At 71.6% G+C, this 15486-nt stretch carries 17 protein-coding genes; 15 read left to right on the top strand and 2 right to left on the bottom strand.

Annotation, left to right across the window (positions count from 1 at the left end; genetic code table 11):
• Positions 1 to 7 precede the first annotated feature (7 nt).
• The 14 genes from BLV39_RS30540 (at position 8) to BLV39_RS30480 (ending at position 12596) form a co-directional block, all read left to right on the top strand.
• Positions 8 to 1798 carry a nickel-dependent hydrogenase large subunit gene (locus BLV39_RS30540; protein WP_090800098.1) on the top strand — a complete coding sequence of 597 codons (1791 nt, stop codon included), beginning with the start codon at positions 8 to 10 and terminating at the stop codon, positions 1796 to 1798.
• Positions 1795 to 2346: a NifU family protein gene (locus BLV39_RS30535; protein WP_143049953.1), complete on the top strand. Its 552-nt coding sequence runs from the start codon at positions 1795 to 1797 to the stop codon at positions 2344 to 2346. Before BLV39_RS30540 ends, BLV39_RS30535 begins: the two co-directional genes overlap by 4 nt.
• Entirely contained in the window at positions 2343 to 2969 is a 627-nt protein-coding gene (locus tag BLV39_RS30530) for a DUF5947 family protein (RefSeq protein ID WP_090800096.1), read from the top strand. The genes BLV39_RS30535 and BLV39_RS30530 overlap by 4 nt, the downstream gene beginning before the upstream one ends.
• Positions 2966 to 3598, top strand: coding sequence for a DUF6084 family protein (locus BLV39_RS30525; protein ID WP_090800095.1), 633 nt, complete (start codon positions 2966 to 2968; stop codon positions 3596 to 3598). Before BLV39_RS30530 ends, BLV39_RS30525 begins: the two co-directional genes overlap by 4 nt.
• On the top strand, positions 3595 to 4959 hold the full coding sequence (locus tag BLV39_RS30520) for a hypothetical protein (RefSeq protein WP_090800094.1): 1365 nt from the start codon (positions 3595 to 3597) through the stop codon (positions 4957 to 4959). The genes BLV39_RS30525 and BLV39_RS30520 overlap by 4 nt, the downstream gene beginning before the upstream one ends.
• On the top strand, positions 4956 to 5075 hold the full coding sequence (locus BLV39_RS45170) for a DUF6893 family small protein (protein WP_373315188.1): 120 nt from the start codon (positions 4956 to 4958) through the stop codon (positions 5073 to 5075). The genes BLV39_RS30520 and BLV39_RS45170 overlap by 4 nt, the downstream gene beginning before the upstream one ends.
• Positions 5072 to 5638: a hydrogenase maturation protease gene (locus BLV39_RS30515; RefSeq protein WP_090800093.1), complete on the top strand. Its 567-nt coding sequence runs from the start codon at positions 5072 to 5074 to the stop codon at positions 5636 to 5638. Before BLV39_RS45170 ends, BLV39_RS30515 begins: the two co-directional genes overlap by 4 nt.
• Position 5639: 1 nt before the next feature.
• Entirely contained in the window at positions 5640 to 8171 is a 2532-nt protein-coding gene (hypF, locus tag BLV39_RS30510) for a carbamoyltransferase HypF (RefSeq protein ID WP_090800092.1), read from the top strand.
• Between the two features lie 16 nt (positions 8172 to 8187).
• The gene (locus tag BLV39_RS30505) at positions 8188 to 8436 is read left to right on the top strand and encodes a HypC/HybG/HupF family hydrogenase formation chaperone (protein ID WP_090800091.1); all 249 of its coding nucleotides are present in this window, start codon (positions 8188 to 8190) and stop codon (positions 8434 to 8436) included.
• Complete coding sequence (gene hypD / locus BLV39_RS30500; RefSeq protein WP_090800090.1) at positions 8433 to 9533, top strand: hydrogenase formation protein HypD; 1101 nt, start codon at positions 8433 to 8435, stop codon at positions 9531 to 9533. Before BLV39_RS30505 ends, hypD begins: the two co-directional genes overlap by 4 nt.
• The gene (gene hypE / locus BLV39_RS30495) at positions 9530 to 10582 is read left to right on the top strand and encodes a hydrogenase expression/formation protein HypE (protein ID WP_239083401.1); all 1053 of its coding nucleotides are present in this window, start codon (positions 9530 to 9532) and stop codon (positions 10580 to 10582) included. The genes hypD and hypE overlap by 4 nt, the downstream gene beginning before the upstream one ends.
• 1 nt (position 10583) lies before the next feature.
• Positions 10584 to 11291, top strand: coding sequence for a DUF6390 family protein (locus BLV39_RS30490; RefSeq protein ID WP_204082564.1), 708 nt, complete (start codon positions 10584 to 10586; stop codon positions 11289 to 11291).
• A gap of 5 nt (positions 11292 to 11296) precedes the next feature.
• On the top strand, positions 11297 to 11950 hold the full coding sequence (locus BLV39_RS30485; protein WP_090800089.1) for a class I SAM-dependent methyltransferase: 654 nt from the start codon (positions 11297 to 11299) through the stop codon (positions 11948 to 11950).
• Positions 11951 to 12011: 61 nt separating this feature from the next.
• Positions 12012 to 12596 carry a protein-tyrosine phosphatase family protein gene (locus BLV39_RS30480; protein WP_143049952.1) on the top strand — a complete coding sequence of 195 codons (585 nt, stop codon included), beginning with the start codon at positions 12012 to 12014 and terminating at the stop codon, positions 12594 to 12596.
• Positions 12597 to 12658: 62 nt separating this feature from the next.
• Here BLV39_RS30480 and BLV39_RS30475 read toward each other — a convergent pair whose 3' ends face one another.
• Together BLV39_RS30475 and BLV39_RS30470 are read right to left on the bottom strand one after the other, a co-directional pair.
• Positions 12659 to 13390 (bottom strand): SPW repeat protein, encoded by a 732-nt coding sequence (locus BLV39_RS30475; RefSeq protein ID WP_090800087.1) that lies wholly within the window; start codon positions 13388 to 13390, stop codon positions 12659 to 12661.
• Between the two features lie 111 nt (positions 13391 to 13501).
• Positions 13502 to 14626 carry a baeRF2 domain-containing protein gene (locus BLV39_RS30470; protein WP_090800086.1) on the bottom strand — a complete coding sequence of 375 codons (1125 nt, stop codon included), beginning with the start codon at positions 14624 to 14626 and terminating at the stop codon, positions 13502 to 13504.
• A 113-nt stretch (positions 14627 to 14739) separates the two neighbouring features.
• Between BLV39_RS30470 and BLV39_RS30465 the strand changes: the two genes are divergently transcribed.
• Positions 14740 to 15471: a hypothetical protein gene (locus BLV39_RS30465; RefSeq protein WP_090800085.1), complete on the top strand. Its 732-nt coding sequence runs from the start codon at positions 14740 to 14742 to the stop codon at positions 15469 to 15471.
• Positions 15472 to 15486: the final 15 nt, after the last annotated feature.

Raw genomic sequence — 15486 nt, 5'->3', positions numbered from 1 at the left:
GAACACGATGACGGTCACGCAACCGCAGCGCGCCCAGGGGACGGGCACCGAGTCCCTGGTGGACATGGCGTGGGACCCGATCACCCGCATCGTCGGGAGCCTGGGCATCTACACGAAGATCGACTTCAACCAGCGGGTCGTCGCCGAGTGCCACAGCACCAGCTCGATCTTCCGCGGGTACTCGATCTTCATGAAGGGCAAGGACCCGCGGGACGCCCACTTCATCACCAGCCGGATCTGCGGCATCTGCGGCGACAACCACGCGACCTGCTCCTGCTACGCGCAGAACATGGCGTACGGGGTGAAGCCCCCGGCGATCGCCGAGTGGATCGTCAACCTCGGCGAGGCGGCCGAGTACATGTTCGACCACAACATCTTCCAGGAGAACCTGGTCGGGGTCGACTACTGCGAGAAGATGGTCGCCGAGACCAACCCCGGCGTGCTGGAGATGGCCAACCGCACCGAGGCGCCCGGCGCCGGCGCGCACGGCTACCGCACCATCGGCGACATCATGCGGGCGCTCAACCCGTTCACCGGTGAGCACTACCGCGAGGCGCTGCAGGTCAGCCGGATGACCCGCGAGATGTTCTGCCTGATGGAGGGGCGCCACGTGCACCCCTCGACGCTCTACCCGGGCGGCGTCGGCACGGTCGCGACCATCCAGCTCATGACCGACTACCTGAGCCGGCTGATGCGCTACGTGGAGTTCATGAAGAAGGTCGTGCCGATGCACGACGACCTCTTCGACTTCTTCTACCAGGCGCTGCCCGGCTACGAGATGGTCGGCAACCGGCGGATCCTGCTCGGCTGCTGGGGCTCGTTCCAGGACCCCGAGCACTGCAACTTCGAGTACAAGGACATGACGGACTGGGGTCGCAAGATGTACGTGACCCCGGGCGTCGTCGTCGACGGCAAGCTCGTCACCACGGACCTGGTCCGGATCAACCTCGGCATCCGCATCCTGCTCGGCTCGTCCTACTACCAGGACTGGGAAGGCCAGGAGATGTTCGTGACCGAGGACCCCCTCGGCAACCCGGTCGACCGGCGCCATCCCTGGAACCAGCACACCAACCCGCAGCCGCAGAAGCGCGACCTGGACAACAACTACAGCTGGGTGATGTCGCCGCGCTGGTTCGACGGCAAGGACTACCTCGCTCTGGACACCGGCGGCGGTCCCCTGGCCCGGCTGTGGTCGACCGCGCTGGCGGGCCTGGTCGACATCGGCTACGTGCAGTCGACCGGCCGCAGCGTGAAGATCAACCTCCCGAAGACCGCCCTCAAGGGCCCGGTCGAGCTGGAGTGGCGCATTCCCCAGTGGAGCAACACGCTGGAGCGCAACCGGGCCCGCACCTACTTCCAGGCGTACGCGGCGGCCTGCGCGCTGCACTTCGCCGAGCAGGCGCTGGTCGAGATCCGCGCCGGGCGCACCAAGACCTGGGAGAAGTTCGACGTGCCCAAGGACGGTGTCGGCGCCGGGTTCACCGAGGCGGTGCGCGGCGTCCTGTCCCACCACATGGTGATCCGGGACGGGAAGATCGCCAACTACCACCCGTACCCGCCGACCCCGTGGAACGCGAGCCCGCGCGACAGCTTCGGCACTCCCGGCCCGTACGAGGACGCGGTGCAGGGTCAGCCGATCTTCGAGGAGAACGACCGGGAGCACTTCAAGGGCATCGACATCATGCGTACGGTCCGCAGCTTCGACCCCTGCCTTCCCTGCGGCGTGCACATGTACCTCGGCAACGGCAAGAAGCTGGAAATGCTGCACTCGCCCACACAGTCGGCCGGCGCCGAGTGACCACTGTGGAACAGGTGGCCGCCACCGACTGGCGTGGGGCCGGAGACCGCATCGAGGCACTGATCACGGCGAGCGCGGCCGGCGGTGCGGTGGCCCGGCAGCGGGCCGAGGAACTGGTCCGCCTCGTCGTCGACCTGTACGGCGCGGGCCTGGAGCGGCTGTTGGAACTGCTGCACGAACGCGGCGCGCTGTCCGACGACGTGCTCGACGCGCTCGCCGCCGACGAACTCGTCGCCAGCCTGCTGCTCGTGCACAACCTGCACCCGGAGAGCGCCTCGACCCGCGTGGCGAAGGCTCTCGAAGCGGTCGCGCCGGCCGGCGAGGCCGCGCTGATCGACATCACGGCCGAGGGGATCGCCCGCGTCCGGCTCACCGCCAGCGGTTGCTCCTCCGCGCCGCTGAAGGCCGCGGTCGAGTCGGCCATCGCCGACGCCGCACCCGAGGTGGTGACCATCGAGGTGGTCGAGCCGGACCGGTCCGCCGGCACGATCATCCCGGTCGGCTCGCTGTTCAGCCGGGTCGGGCCGGCACCCGCGGAGGCGCCGTGAGCCCGGCACTGGGCGCGCTGCGCCGGATCAGCCGGGACCGGCCCGCGCCGCGGGTTCCGGGTGAGCACTGCGACCTCTGCGCGCAGCCGGTGGCGGACGTGCACGGGCACGTCGTGCACGTGGAGGGGCGCGCGCTGATGTGCGCCTGCCGGCCCTGCTACCTGCTGTTCACCGGCGACGCCGACCAGCGTTACCGCGCGGTGCCGGACCGCTACCTGCGTTTCCCGGCCGTGTCAGCCGACGGCCCGGCGTTCGACGCGCTGGACATCCCGGTCGGGCTGGCGTTCCTGTTCCAGAACTCGGTGCAGGAGCGCCTGGTCGCCTTCTACCCGAGCCCGGCCGGCGCCACCGAGTCGGAGCTACCCCTGCAAGCCTGGGACGGGGTGCTCGCCGCCCACCCGGAGCTCGCGACACTGCGGCCCGACGTCGAGGCGCTGCTGGTCCGCCGGGCCGCGCCCGGCGCCGCGCACGAAGGCTCGTGCCACCTGGTGCCCATCGACGTCTGCTACGAGCTCGTCGGCACGCTGCGGCAAGGCTGGCGCGGGTTCGACGGCGGCTCCGAGGCGCGGGCCGCGATCGCCGAGTTCTTCGCCACGGTCGACGAGCGGAGCGTCGACGGATGACCCTGACGTTCGCCGTCCGCGACATCGTCGCCGAACCCCACGCACTGACCCCGCAGCTCACGGCCAAGCTGCGGATCGACGACGACGCGGGCCGCCGGGTGCACGCGATGACGCTGCGCTGCCAGGTGCGGGTCGACCCGGGGCGCCGCGCCTACGACGGCGCAGAGGGCGAGGCGCTGCGCGGGCTGTTCGGTGGCCGGGAACGCTGGGCCGACACCGTGCGCTCGTTCCCGTGGCTGCGCTGCGACACCACCGTGCCCGGCTTCGCCGGCGGCACCGAGGTCGACGTCGCCCTGCCCTGCACGTACGACCTGGACGTGGTCGGCACCAGCTACCTGCACGCGCTGCGGGCCGGCACGGTGCCGCTGACCTTCCTGTTCTCCGGCACCGTGTTCGTGCCGGGCGCCACCGGCTTCTCGGTCGAACCCGTGCCCTGGGATCGGTCCGCGTCGTACGACCTGCCGGTCGAGGTCTGGCGCCAGCTCATCGAGCAGTACTTCCCCGGCACCGGTTGGATCCGGCTGGACCGCGAGGTGCTCGACGCCCTGGCCACCGTGCGCGCCCAGCGCGGGCACATCAGTTGGGAAGAGACGATCCGGTCGATGTTGCCCGCAGAGGTGGTCGCGTGAGCCTGGAAAGCGTCCGGGCGGTCGCCGACGCCGTGCTGTACGAGGGCTACCTGCTCTATCCCTACCGGGCCAGTGCGCAGAAGAACCGCACCCGGTGGCAGTTCGGCGTGCTCGGGCCGCCCGGGGCGGCCGAGCGCGGGCTGGGCGAGGAGTCCGGTATGGCTGTCCAGTGCCTGCTCGACAGCGCCGACTCCAACCTGGACATCCACGTGCGGTTCCTTCAGCTCCAGGCGCGGCAGGTGCGGCGGCGGGACGCCGACGGCCGGCTCACCGACGTCGAGTCGCTCGACGTCGGCGAGCGAACGGTGCTCTCCTGGGACGAGGCGGTCGAGCGCGAGACAGTGTTCACCGGGCAGCCGGTCGGACCCGACAGCGAGCTGCTGATCGACTTCCCCGGCGGCGAGGACGTCGAGCCGGTGCAAGACGGTTCCGGCGTCGAGGTCGGGCAGGTCGTCCGGCGGCGCTGGCCGGTCCGCGCCCACCTGCGGCTCGCCGCCGAGCGCGACGGTGCGCACACCCGGCTGACGGTCGCGGTGGAGAACGCGTACGACGGACCGCTGTCCACGAAGGACGACGCGACGCGCGTCTCGCTGCTCGGCGCGCACCTGGTGCTGCGGGCGGCCGGCGCCGGGTTCGTCTCGGTGATCGACCCGCCCGACGACGCCGCGGCCGCCGCCGCGCACTGCGTCCAGCACCGCTGCTGGCCCGTGCTGGCCGGCCCGCCCGGCGCGACCGACCTGGTGCTCGGCTCGCCGATCATCCTCTACGACCACCCCGAGGTGGCCGAGCAGAGCCCCGGCGCGCTGTTCGACGCGACCGAGATCGACGAGATCCTGGTGCTGCGGATCATGACGATGACCGAGGCGGAGAAGGCCGAGGCGCGGGCCACCGACCCGCAGGTCGCCGCCATCATCGACCGCTGCGACGGGCTGACCCCGGAGGAGCTCCAGGCGCTGCACGGGATCCTGCGCGACCCCCTGGCCGACCTGCGCAACGTCGAACCCCCGTCGTTCGACACCGCCGGCGCGCCGTGGTGGGACCCGGCCGCCGACGCCGCCGTCTCGCCGGACACCGACGTGGTCGTCATCAACGGCGTGCCGGTCGGCAAGGGCAGCCTGGTCCGGGTGCACCCCAGCCGCCGCGCCGACGCACAGGACCTGTTCTTCGCCGACCAGGTGGCCCGCGTCATCGCCGTGCTGTCCGACGTGGATGGTGGGGTGCACGTCGCGCTGGTCCTCGTCGACGACCCCGCGGCCGACCTGCACGACTGGTACGGCCGCTACTTCTACTTCGCGCCGGACGAGCTCGAACCGCTGGCCGGCGACGGAATCCCGAACGAGAGAGAGGAGAGCCGGTCATGAGAAGACTCGGCATGATGACCGCGGGGCTCGGGGCCGGCCTCGCACTGGTGGCGCTGGTGATGACCGTCCGGTCGATCCCCGACATCCGCCGCTACCTGAAGATCCGCTCGATGTGAGCTCGGTCCTGGTCGCCGGCATCGGCAACGTCTTCCTGGGCGACGACGGCTTCGGGCCGGCCGTCGCCCAGCACCTGGTCCGGCGGGGTGACCTGCCCGACCGGGTGCGCGTCGTCGACTACGGCATCCGCGGCCTGCACCTGGCCTACGACTTGCTCAATGCGTCCGAAAACGAGCGTTCGTTCAGTTTGGGCGGCGAGGCCTACGACTCGCCCAACGCATCCAAAAACGAGCGTTCGTTCAGTTTGGGCAGCGTCGCGGCCCTAATCCTGATCGACGCGCTGCCTGGCGACGACGAGCCCGGCACGGTCACGGTGCTGGAAGTCGGAACGAGCGACCTGAAGGGCACGACCAGCGTCGACGCCCATGCGATGGACCCCGCGACGGTGCTGGCCACCGTGCGTCGCCTGGGTGGCACCCTGCCGCCCACCTACGTGGTCGGCTGCCGGCCGGCCGGCCTCGAGGAAACCATCGGACTCAGCCCCGCCGTCGCCGCGGCGGTCCCGGAAGCGGCCGCCGCGGTCGACGTCCTGCTCGGCAAGCTCACCACCGAAGGGACCTGACATGTGCCTGGGCATCCCGGGACAGGTCGTCGAACTCGTTCCCGGGTACGAGGGACAACTCGCCCTCGTCGACGTCGAAGGCGCCGCCCGCCGGGTGAACGTCGGCATGCTCGACGAGCCGCCGGAACCGGGCGCCTGGGTGCTCATCCACATGGGTTTCGCGGTGGAGCTCATCGACCGCGACAAGGCGCGCACCGCCCTGGACGGGCTGGAGCTGATCGGTCGGGGACGCGCGGCCGACCAGCGGTCCCGCCGCCGCTACGAGGTGACCGGCGTCGTGCAGGGCGTCGGCTTCCGCCCGTTCGTCTACGCGACCGCGACCGCCCTCGCACTCAGCGGCCGGGTGACCAACACCGCGACCGGCGTCACCGTCGAGGTCGAAGGGCTGCCGGACGCCCTTGACACGTTCGGCCGGCTGCTGCGCACGGACCCGCCACCGCTGGCCGTGGTGGAGGACGTCAAAGAGTCCACGATGGACCTCGAAGGCGGCACGAGCTTCACCATCGAGGACTCCGGGCCGACCGGCCGTTCCCGCACCCTGGCCTCGCCCGACGTCGCCACCTGTGAAGACTGCCGCGCCGAGCTGCGCGATCCCGCCGACCGCCGCCACCGGCACCCGTTCATCACCTGCGTCAACTGCGGCCCGCGGCTGACCATCATCACCGCGCTGCCGTACGACCGGGACACCACCACGATGGCCGGCTTCCCCATGTGTGACGCCTGCCGCGGCGAGTACGAGGACCCGACCGACCGCCGCTTCCACGCCCAGCCGATCGCCTGCCCCGACTGCGGCCCACGCCTGGAGCTGGTCACCGGTGGCCCCGGACGGCATAGCTGGCCGCCGGTGCACGGCGAGACCGCGCTGCGCACCGCCCGGGAACTGCTGGCGCAGGGCCGCATCGTCGCGGTCAAAGGGCTCGGCGGCTACCACCTGGCGTGCGACGCGCGTGACGAGCGCGCGGTCGCCGAGCTGCGCCGCCGCAAGCGCCGGGGTGGCAAGCCGTTCGCGGTGATGGTCGCCGACCTGGCCACCGCCCGCCGGATCGCGGTGCTGACCGACGACGAGGAGCGGCTGCTCGCCGGTCCGCAACGGCCGATCGTGCTGGCACCCAAACGCGAGCCGCTGGCCGACGGGGTCGCGCCCGGCAACCCGGACCTCGGCGTCATGCTGCCCTACACGCCGCTGCACGAGCTGCTGTTCGGCCTCGACGGCGACCCGCCGATCAGCGACGCGCTGGTGCTCACCTCCGGCAACGTGTCCGGCGAGCCGATCGCCACCGACGACGCGGACGCGCTGGAGCGGCTGTCCGGCATCGCGGACGCCTGGCTGCGCCACGACCGGCCGATCCACGTGCCGTGCGACGACTCGGTCACCCGCACCGTCGGCGGCGCGGCCCTGCCGGTCCGCCGCTCGCGGGGTTATGCCCCGCTGCCGGTCGCGCTCCCGGTCGAGGTGCCGCCGACGCTGGCCGCGGGCGGGGACCTGAAGAACACGTGCGCGGTGGCCGAGGGCCGCTACGCCTGGCTCAGCCCACACGTCGGCGACATGGACGACCTGCGCACCGTCGACGCCCTCACCGCGGTCGCGGGCCAGCTCCAGGATTTGACCGGTGTGCGCCCGGAGCGGCTGGTCGCCGATGCCCACCCCGGCTACCGGAGCACCCGCTGGGCGCTCGACCACGCCGACGGGCGGCCGGTGCACCGCGCGCAGCACCACCACGCGCACATCGCCTCGGTGATGGGTGAGCACGGCGTCGGCGCGGGCGAGCAGGTCATCGGGATCGCGTTCGACGGCACCGGCTACGGCGCCGACGGCGCGGTCTGGGGCGGCGAGGTGCTGCTCTGCGACTACAAGGCAGCCGAGCGGTTCGCTCACCTCGGCTACGTGCCGTTGGCCGGCGGCGACGCGAGTGTGCTGCGGCCGTACCGGATGGCGCTGGCGCACCTGCGCAACGCCGGCATCGAGTGGGCCGACGACATCCCGGCGGTGGCGGCGTGCCCGCAGGCTGAGCGGGACGTGCTGGCGCACCAGCTCGACACCGCCTTCGGCAGCGTGCCGACCTCCAGCATGGGCCGCCTGTTCGACGCGGTGGCCTCCCTGGTCGGCGCGAAGCATGTCGTCGACTACGAGGCCGAGGCCGCCATCGCGCTGGAGGGCCTTGCCCGCGACCGTTCGCCCCGGCGTGCGTATCCGATGATGATCGTCGATGGTGGTCCGTTGGTGGCCGATCCTGCGGAGCTGGTCCGGGCGGTCGTGGCCGATCTGCGTGCGGGCGTGCCGGCCGCGGAGATCGCGGCGGTCTTCCACGCCACCGTCGCCGCGCTCATCGCCGACCTCGCCGACCGTGCCCGCGACCGCACTGGCCTGAAAACCGTTGCGCTGGGTGGTGGGGTCTTTCAGAACGCTGTCCTGCTCGACGCGGCCGAACGGCAGCTCGCCGACCGGGGCTTCACCGTGCTGCGCCCGCGTCTGCTGCCGCCCAACGACGGCGGCATCGCGCTCGGACAGTTGTTGATCTCCGCCGCATCGTAGAGGGGGAACCACCACCGTGTGCCTGGCAGTACCCGGACAGGTCATGAGCATCGCCGAACGGGACGGGACGTTGATGGCCGACGTCGACTTCGGCGGTGTGCGCAAGGACGTCTGCCTGCAGTACGTCCCCGACGCGACCGTCGGCGAGTACGTCGTCGTGCACGTCGGGTTCGCGATCCAGCGGCTCGACGAGGAATCGGCTTTGCAAACCCTTGCCAACTTCGAACAGCTGGGCATTCTCGAGGAGGAGTTCGGGGCCAAATGAAGTATCTCGACGAGTTCAGCGACCCGGTGCTCGCGCGCCGGCTGCTCGACCAGATCCACGCCGTCACCACGCGGCCCTGGGCGATGATGGAGGTCTGCGGCGGGCAGACCCATTCGATCATCCGCCACGGCATCGACCAGCTCCTGCCCGACGGCATCGAGCTCATCCACGGTCCGGGCTGCCCGGTCTGCGTGACGCCATTGGAGATGATCGACCGGGCGCTGGCCATCGCCTCGCGGCCCGGGGTCATCTTCTGCTCGTTCGGCGACATGCTGCGGGTCCCGGGCAGTGGGCGGGACCTGTTCACCGTCAAGAGCCAGGGCGCGGACGTACGGGTGGTCTACTCGCCGCTGGACGCGCTGGAGATCGCCAAGTCGCACCCGGACCGCGAGGTGGTGTTCTTCGGGATCGGCTTCGAGACCACCGCGCCGGCCAACGCGATGACCGTGCACCAGGCTCGGCGGCTCGGCATCCGCAACTTCTCGCTGCTGGTCTCGCACGTGCTGGTGCCACCGGCGATCGCGGCCATCATGGAGTCACCGTCCTGCCGCGTGCAGGCGTTCCTGGCCGCCGGCCACGTGTGCAGCGTGATGGGCACCGACCAGTATCCGGCGTTGGCGGCGAAGTACGGGGTGCCGATCGTGGTGACCGGCTTCGAGCCGCTGGACATCCTGGAGGGCATCCGGCAGACTGTCGTGCTGCTGGAGGCGGGGCGGGCCGAGGTCGGGAACGCGTACCCGCGAGCGGTGCCGCCTGCTGGAAACCTGCCGGCCCGCGCCATGCTGGAGGACGTCTTCGAGGTCGCCGACCGCACCTGGCGCGGGATCGGGATGATCCCGGGCAGCGGGTGGCGGCTGTCGGAGCGCTACCGGGAGTTCGACGCTGAGGAGCGGTTCGCGGTCGGTGAGATCCACACCGACGAGTCGCCGCTGTGCCGGGCCGGCGAGGTGCTCCAAGGGCACATCAAGCCGCACGAGTGCGCGGTGTTCGGCAAGGAGTGCACGCCACGTAACCCGCTCGGCGCGACCATGGTGTCGTCCGAGGGCGCCTGCGCCGCCTATTACGCCTACCGACGGCTCGAGCTGGTGAGCCTGTGACCACTGTGGACTTCGCCGCCTGGTCGTGCCCGGTGCCGTTGCGGGACACACCGGCCGTGGTGATGGGGCACGGCGGCGGCGGCGCGATGTCGGCCGAGCTCGTCGAGCAGCTTTTCCTGCCGGCGTTCGGTGCCTCACCCGACGATCTGGGCGACTCGGCCGTGGTCACCGCGGGCGGGGCACGGCTCGCGTTCTCCACCGACTCGTACGTGGTCAAGCCGATGTTCTTCCCCGGTGGCTCGATCGGTGACCTGGCCGTCAACGGCACCGTCAACGACCTGGCCATGTCGGGTGCGACGCCGCTGTATCTGTCGACGGCGTTCATCCTTCAGGAGGGCACCGACCTCGCCGTGGTGGGCCGGATCGCGCAGGCGATGGGCCTGGCCGCCGCGGCCGCCGGGGTGCGTCTGGTCACCGGCGACACCAAGGTGGTCGACAGTGCCAGCGGCGACGGCGTGTTCGTCACCACCGCGGGCATCGGGCTCGTCGCGCCCGGCGTCGAGATCGGCCCGCGCCGCGCCCGCCCGGGCGACGTCGTGCTGGTCAGCGGCGACATCGGCGTACACGGCATCGCGGTCATGAGCTGCCGGGACGGCCTGTCGTTCGGCACCTCGGTGCTCAGCGACACCGCGCCGCTGGCCGGGCTGGTCGCCGCGATGCTGGGCAGCGGCGGTGACGTGCGGGTGCTGCGTGATCCCACGCGGGGTGGGGTGGCCGCGTCGCTCAACGAGATCGCGCGGGCGTCCGGGGTCGGTGTCTCGCTCGCCGAGCGGGACCTGCCGGTGCCGGCCGCCGTGCGGGACGCGTGCAGCCTGCTCGGGCTCGACCCGCTCCAGGTCGCCAACGAGGGCAACCTCATCGCGATCGTGGCACCGGGCGCCGCCGACGAGGTGCTGGCCACGATGCGGGCGCACCCGCTCGGCGCCGGCGCGCGGGTGATCGGCACGTGCGTGGCGGACCACCCCGGGATGGTGGTCGCCCGCACCGCGCTCGGCGGCACCCGGGTGATCAGCCTGCCGATCGGCGAGCAGCTTCCACGGATCTGCTGAGGTGTCGGCCGAGGGCGCGTTGATGTTCGCGCGGTACGCGTACCCGCCGAACGCGCTGGGCTACTGCGGCCCGGCGGGCGCGGAGGCGATGCTGCGCGGCGACGCCACGGCGGACATCGCGCGGCGGGCCAGGCGGTTCGAGGGTGCGTGGTCCTATCTGGAGTTCCTCGCGTCCTCGGCCGGCATCGCGGACCCGCTCGACGAACGGGTGGTGGAGGCGTACTGGGTCGGCGGCGACCTGCTGGCCGGCGTCTCGTCCGCCGCGCTGGTGTCGTTCCTGACGACGCGGTTCGCCGGCCAGTCCGGCGGAAGCTGGCGCTCCGCGGCCGACCGAGCCCTGCCGCACCACACGTTCCAAGTGTTCGAGGTCTACCCGTGGTCGGAGCTGTTGGCCCGGACCGGCCACCCGCAGGCGCTCTCGGTGCTCGACCAGTGCCGGATCCGCACGGGTGTGGTGACCGCGGTGACGGGGGAGACGGCGACGGTGGAGTCCCGGCCGCTGACGGTGTCGCCCGGTGGTGGGCTGGTGCCGGGCTCGCTGCGACGCGAGTCGGTGAGGTGGTCGGTCGACGGGTGGTCGCTGCTGTCCGGGCTGGCGGCGGGCGACCGGGTGGCGCTGCACTGGAACTGGGTCTGCGACACGCTCACCGCCGACCAGGCCGGGCGGATCGAGGTCATGGAGGCCCGCTACCGGGTCGCCGTAGGCTGATCAGCATGGACCCGGACGCCTACGCCCGCGAGTTGGCCAGCGAAGCGATCGCGGAGGGCGACCCGACGGGCTGGTTCGAGCGGCTGTACGCGGCGGCGGCCGACGGTGCGGTCGCCGTGCCGTGGGACCGGGCGACGCCGCACAGCCTGCTCGCCGAGTGGGCAGCCCGGTCCGCGGTGGTCGGTGACGGGCGGCGGGCCCTGGTCGTCGGGGCCGGGCTGGGCCGCGACGCCGAGTTCGTCGCCGGGCTGGGCTTCGACGTGGTCGCGTTCGACATCTCCGCCACGGCGATCGCCTCCGCGAAGCAGCGGCACCCTGACTCATCCGTGCGGTACGTCGTGGCAGACCTGTTCGACCCGCCGGGGGAGTGGCGCGGTGCGTTCGACCTGGTCGTGGAGAGCATGACCGTGCAGGCGTTGCCCGAACCGCCCCGGCGGGCGGCGATCGCCCAGGTCGGCCCTTTGGTTGCTCCCGGCGGCACGCTGCTGGTGATCGCGGCGGGCCGTGACCCGCAGACCGATTTCGGCGGCCCGCCCTGGCCATTGACCCGCGACGAGATCGACGCGTTCGCCGTCGACGGGCTGACCGTCGACCGCGTGGAAGAGCTCCGCGAGCCCGACGCCCCGATCTTCCGGTGGCGAGTGGAGCTGCACCGCTGACGACCCGGACATCCGGGCGCGAACCTCCGCGTGGCGTGCGGGGACCTGCCACCATTGGGGCATGGGGGACTTCCCTGAGCCGTCCATCATGGACAAGTGGCGCCGCTGGTTCCACCGGCACAGCACCCGGTTCTACGGGCCGAGCAAGCGCAACTCCTGGCTGAGCTGGATCGGTGACGAACGCATCGCCGTCGGCAGCGTGCCCACCGGCGCGACCCTGCCACTGCTGCGCGAAGAAGGCATCACCCACGTGATCAACTGCCGGTCGACCACGCAGACCTGGCTCTCGCAGGACCTGGCCGCCGAGCGCGCGTTGTTCGGGCCGACCCGGGTCGTGCACGCGCCGATGTGGGACTTCGGCCAGCCGCAGCACCCGCGACTATGGTCGGCGGCGGCGCAGTACGTGTCCCTGGTCCTTGCCGACGAGCCCGAGGCCCGGGTCCTCATCCACTGTCACCAGGGGCGCCGGCGTTCGATCCTGCTGACCTACGCGGTGTTGCGGCTGCGCGGGCACGACGCGGACGAGGCGGCGGCGCTGATCGCCACCCACCGGACCGAGGCGGTGCTGGTTCGGGCGTACGCCCGCAGTGTCGAACGCTGGCTCGCCGCCGGTGCCGTCCCGATCGGGCGGTTGCGGGTGCACTGACCGCGAAGGAAGGGACCCTGGTTAACGCGCTGAGCGTTAACAGGGGTCCCTTTCCTTTCGGTTCAGCGGGTTGCCAGTCGGCCTCCGCCGCGGTGCAGCATGCTCATCCGCTTACGCGTGGTCCGCTGGCGCATGAGCTGGCCGCTCGCGCCCAGCAGGCCGAAGAGGATGATCGCGCCACCGACGATGATGTCGCTCCAGCCGGGCCGGCCGCCGCTGCCGAAGTGCGGGTACCCGAAGGCCCACGGCGACGCCATCATCCAGGCGCCGGCCACCACCGTGACCACGTTGATCAGCGGGTTCGAGCGGTACGCGGACATCCGCACCAGCGCCATGACCGCCACCGCGATGCCGATGACGACGCCGTTGAGCACCCCGCCCGCGGTCGAGCCGGCCAGCGGGAAGTCGAAGACGAAGCGCGAGATGATCAGCCAGACACCGGCGATCAGGAGCAGCGCGTTCGGCGCCGAGATCGCTGTCCCCTGGACGCGGTCGGACATGCCCGGGGCGTTCGCCGCCGCGGGTGCGGCAGCGTAGCCGCTGTCGGCCATGCGTGGGGTCGAGCCGCCGTCGTCATAGGCCCCGGCGCCGGACTCCATTCGGGCCTGGCCGCCCTGGCCGCCCTGGGTCGCCATCGGCTCTGCGGCATGCCGGCCGGACATGCCGTTGCTGCCGGTCGTCCCGTTGCTACCGGCCATTCCGTTACCCGACATGCCGTTGTCGGAGGTGCCGTTGCGGTCCGTGACCCCGTCACGAACCGGGTCGTCCGGCCGTGCTCTGCGTGGGTAGGACATTGTTCCTCCAGGTGCGCGTAGTTACTTCTCGCAACAGGCCGCCTACCCCCAGCAACGGCCGCAAAACCCCGCGAGGTTGGCAGAAAACGGACTAAGTCGGGTAAATAACAGTTACGGGCGGTCGGCCCAGCGCATGACCGCCCCGATGCCGTGCTCCAACGGCACCTCATCGGGCCCGACCAGCACCAATGCGGCGTCCGTACCCGTGATCGCCCGCAGCAGTGCCTGGTCCGCGCGGACCCGCAGCGGGTCCTCGACGCCCACGGCCCGCAAGGTGTCCGCCTCCATCGCGATCAGCGACGGGTCGTCGAGCCCGATGAACAGCGTGTCGGTCGAGGACATGTCGTTGACCAGCAGCACGGTCTCGACCTGCCGGCGCTGGAGCGCGGACACCACGTCGGGCAGCCCGCTCGCGGCCACGTGCTCGCCGTCCTGGGTGCCGAAGCGGTCGATCGCGTCCTGGGTGTGCCGGTCGGCCACGTCGGCGATCGCCTGGATGGTCACGTCGTCCAGGGCCTCCTCGTCGGCGCCCGCTGCCCGTGACCCGGCATCGGTGCGCACCACGCGCTCCTGCCAGCGCTTGGGCAACTTCGCCACGAACATCGGCACGGTACGCACGTCGCCGCCGACCACCACCACCTCGGCACCGACCGCCTCGGCCAACTCGGCCGTCGCGGCGGCCACGTCACCGGCGTTGCGCTTCCAGATCTCGTCGACGGTGAAACGGTCGCCTTCCCGGGACTCGCCGCCGGAGTGCGCCTTGTGCAGCGGGTACTGCTCGCGGCCGCGCACCTCGCGGTCGACCTCGCGCAGCCGCGGCGTGGTGGCCACGGCCATGCCCTCCAGGTCGGCGCCGGCCCGGTCGGCGACGACCCGGACATACGGGATGTCCTCCCCGCGGAAGGCGACCAGGGGCATCGCGTGCGGAAGCTCCGCGTACGTGGCCTCCTCGACCGCCGGCGGCGCGTTCATCGGCTCGACCAGCGCGACCCGGCCGGCCCGGGCGAACGCCGCCAGCCCGTACCGGCCCTGCTGGGTGGGGTAGTTGGTCAGCGTGTCACCGATGACGTCGATCGTCGGCTGGTCGGCACCCTGCGCCGCCAGCCGGTCCGCCAGCGCTTGCCAGCGCAGCGCCACCTCGTGCTCGCCGTTCGCGTCGCTGCGCGAGGCATCGAGATAGACCGACGCCCAGGGTCCGGGTTGCGCGTAGATCGGCCGCAGGTAGGAGAGATCCATGCCCGGCATCTACCCGCGCAGCCCGAATTCTCACGGCCCGACTTCTACCAGCTTCGTGCCGCGGTCGCCTGCCGCACGGGCGTTCGGGCCGCGCCCGCCCCACTCTCGTTGGCATGACGAACCACCACCGCAACACCGTTCGTGTCGCCACCGTCGTCGCCGCCGTCGTGCTCGGTGGCCTCACCCTCGGCTGCGGTCTCGTGCAGAACGCCGTCGACACCGCCAAGACCCTCGGCGAGTTCTCGGACCGGCTCGGCAAGTCGGCCGAACTGACCTACACCGCCAAGTACAAGACCGACGACGCGACCGTCACGTTCGTGCAGCAGCCCCCGAACTCAGCCGTCCTGAGTGGGGACAGCCGGCTGATCTCCACCCCCAAAGCGATGATCATGTGTGACAAGCGCGAATGCCAGAAGGCGCCGAACACCGCGGCCGTGGCCGGAGCCGCCGACGCCAATCTCGTCGCGGCCGTCGGCGGTGCCGGCTTCCTGACCCCGGAGCTCGCGCTCGGCCTCGTCGCGGCCGCCGCGATCGTGCCCGGCACCGACGTCAGCACCAGCGACCGCGAGATCGCCGGTCAGGACTCGCTCTGCGCGGACGTCGACGGCATCGAGGACCCGCAGGCCGGTGCCCAACCTGGCGACATGAAGTCGTTCTCCGTGTGTGTGACCGAAACCGGCCTGCTGTCCTCGTTCAGCGGTGAGACACACAGCGGAGAGAAGACGAGCATCGAGTTGGTCTCCTATTCGGACAAGGTCGACGCGGCGGCGTTCGCGCCGCCGAAGGGCGCGAAGGTCGTCGACGTGACCGACCTGGCCGCGCAGGCCGTGGCCGCGGGCAACTGACCCGTACCACTAAGT

This window comes from Asanoa ishikariensis (assembly GCF_900107455.1).
GTDB classification, from domain to species: Bacteria; Actinomycetota; Actinomycetes; order Mycobacteriales; family Micromonosporaceae; genus Asanoa; species Asanoa ishikariensis.
Note: the sequence above shows the minus strand (reverse complement) of the source record. Positions and strands in the feature narration are given on the sequence as shown.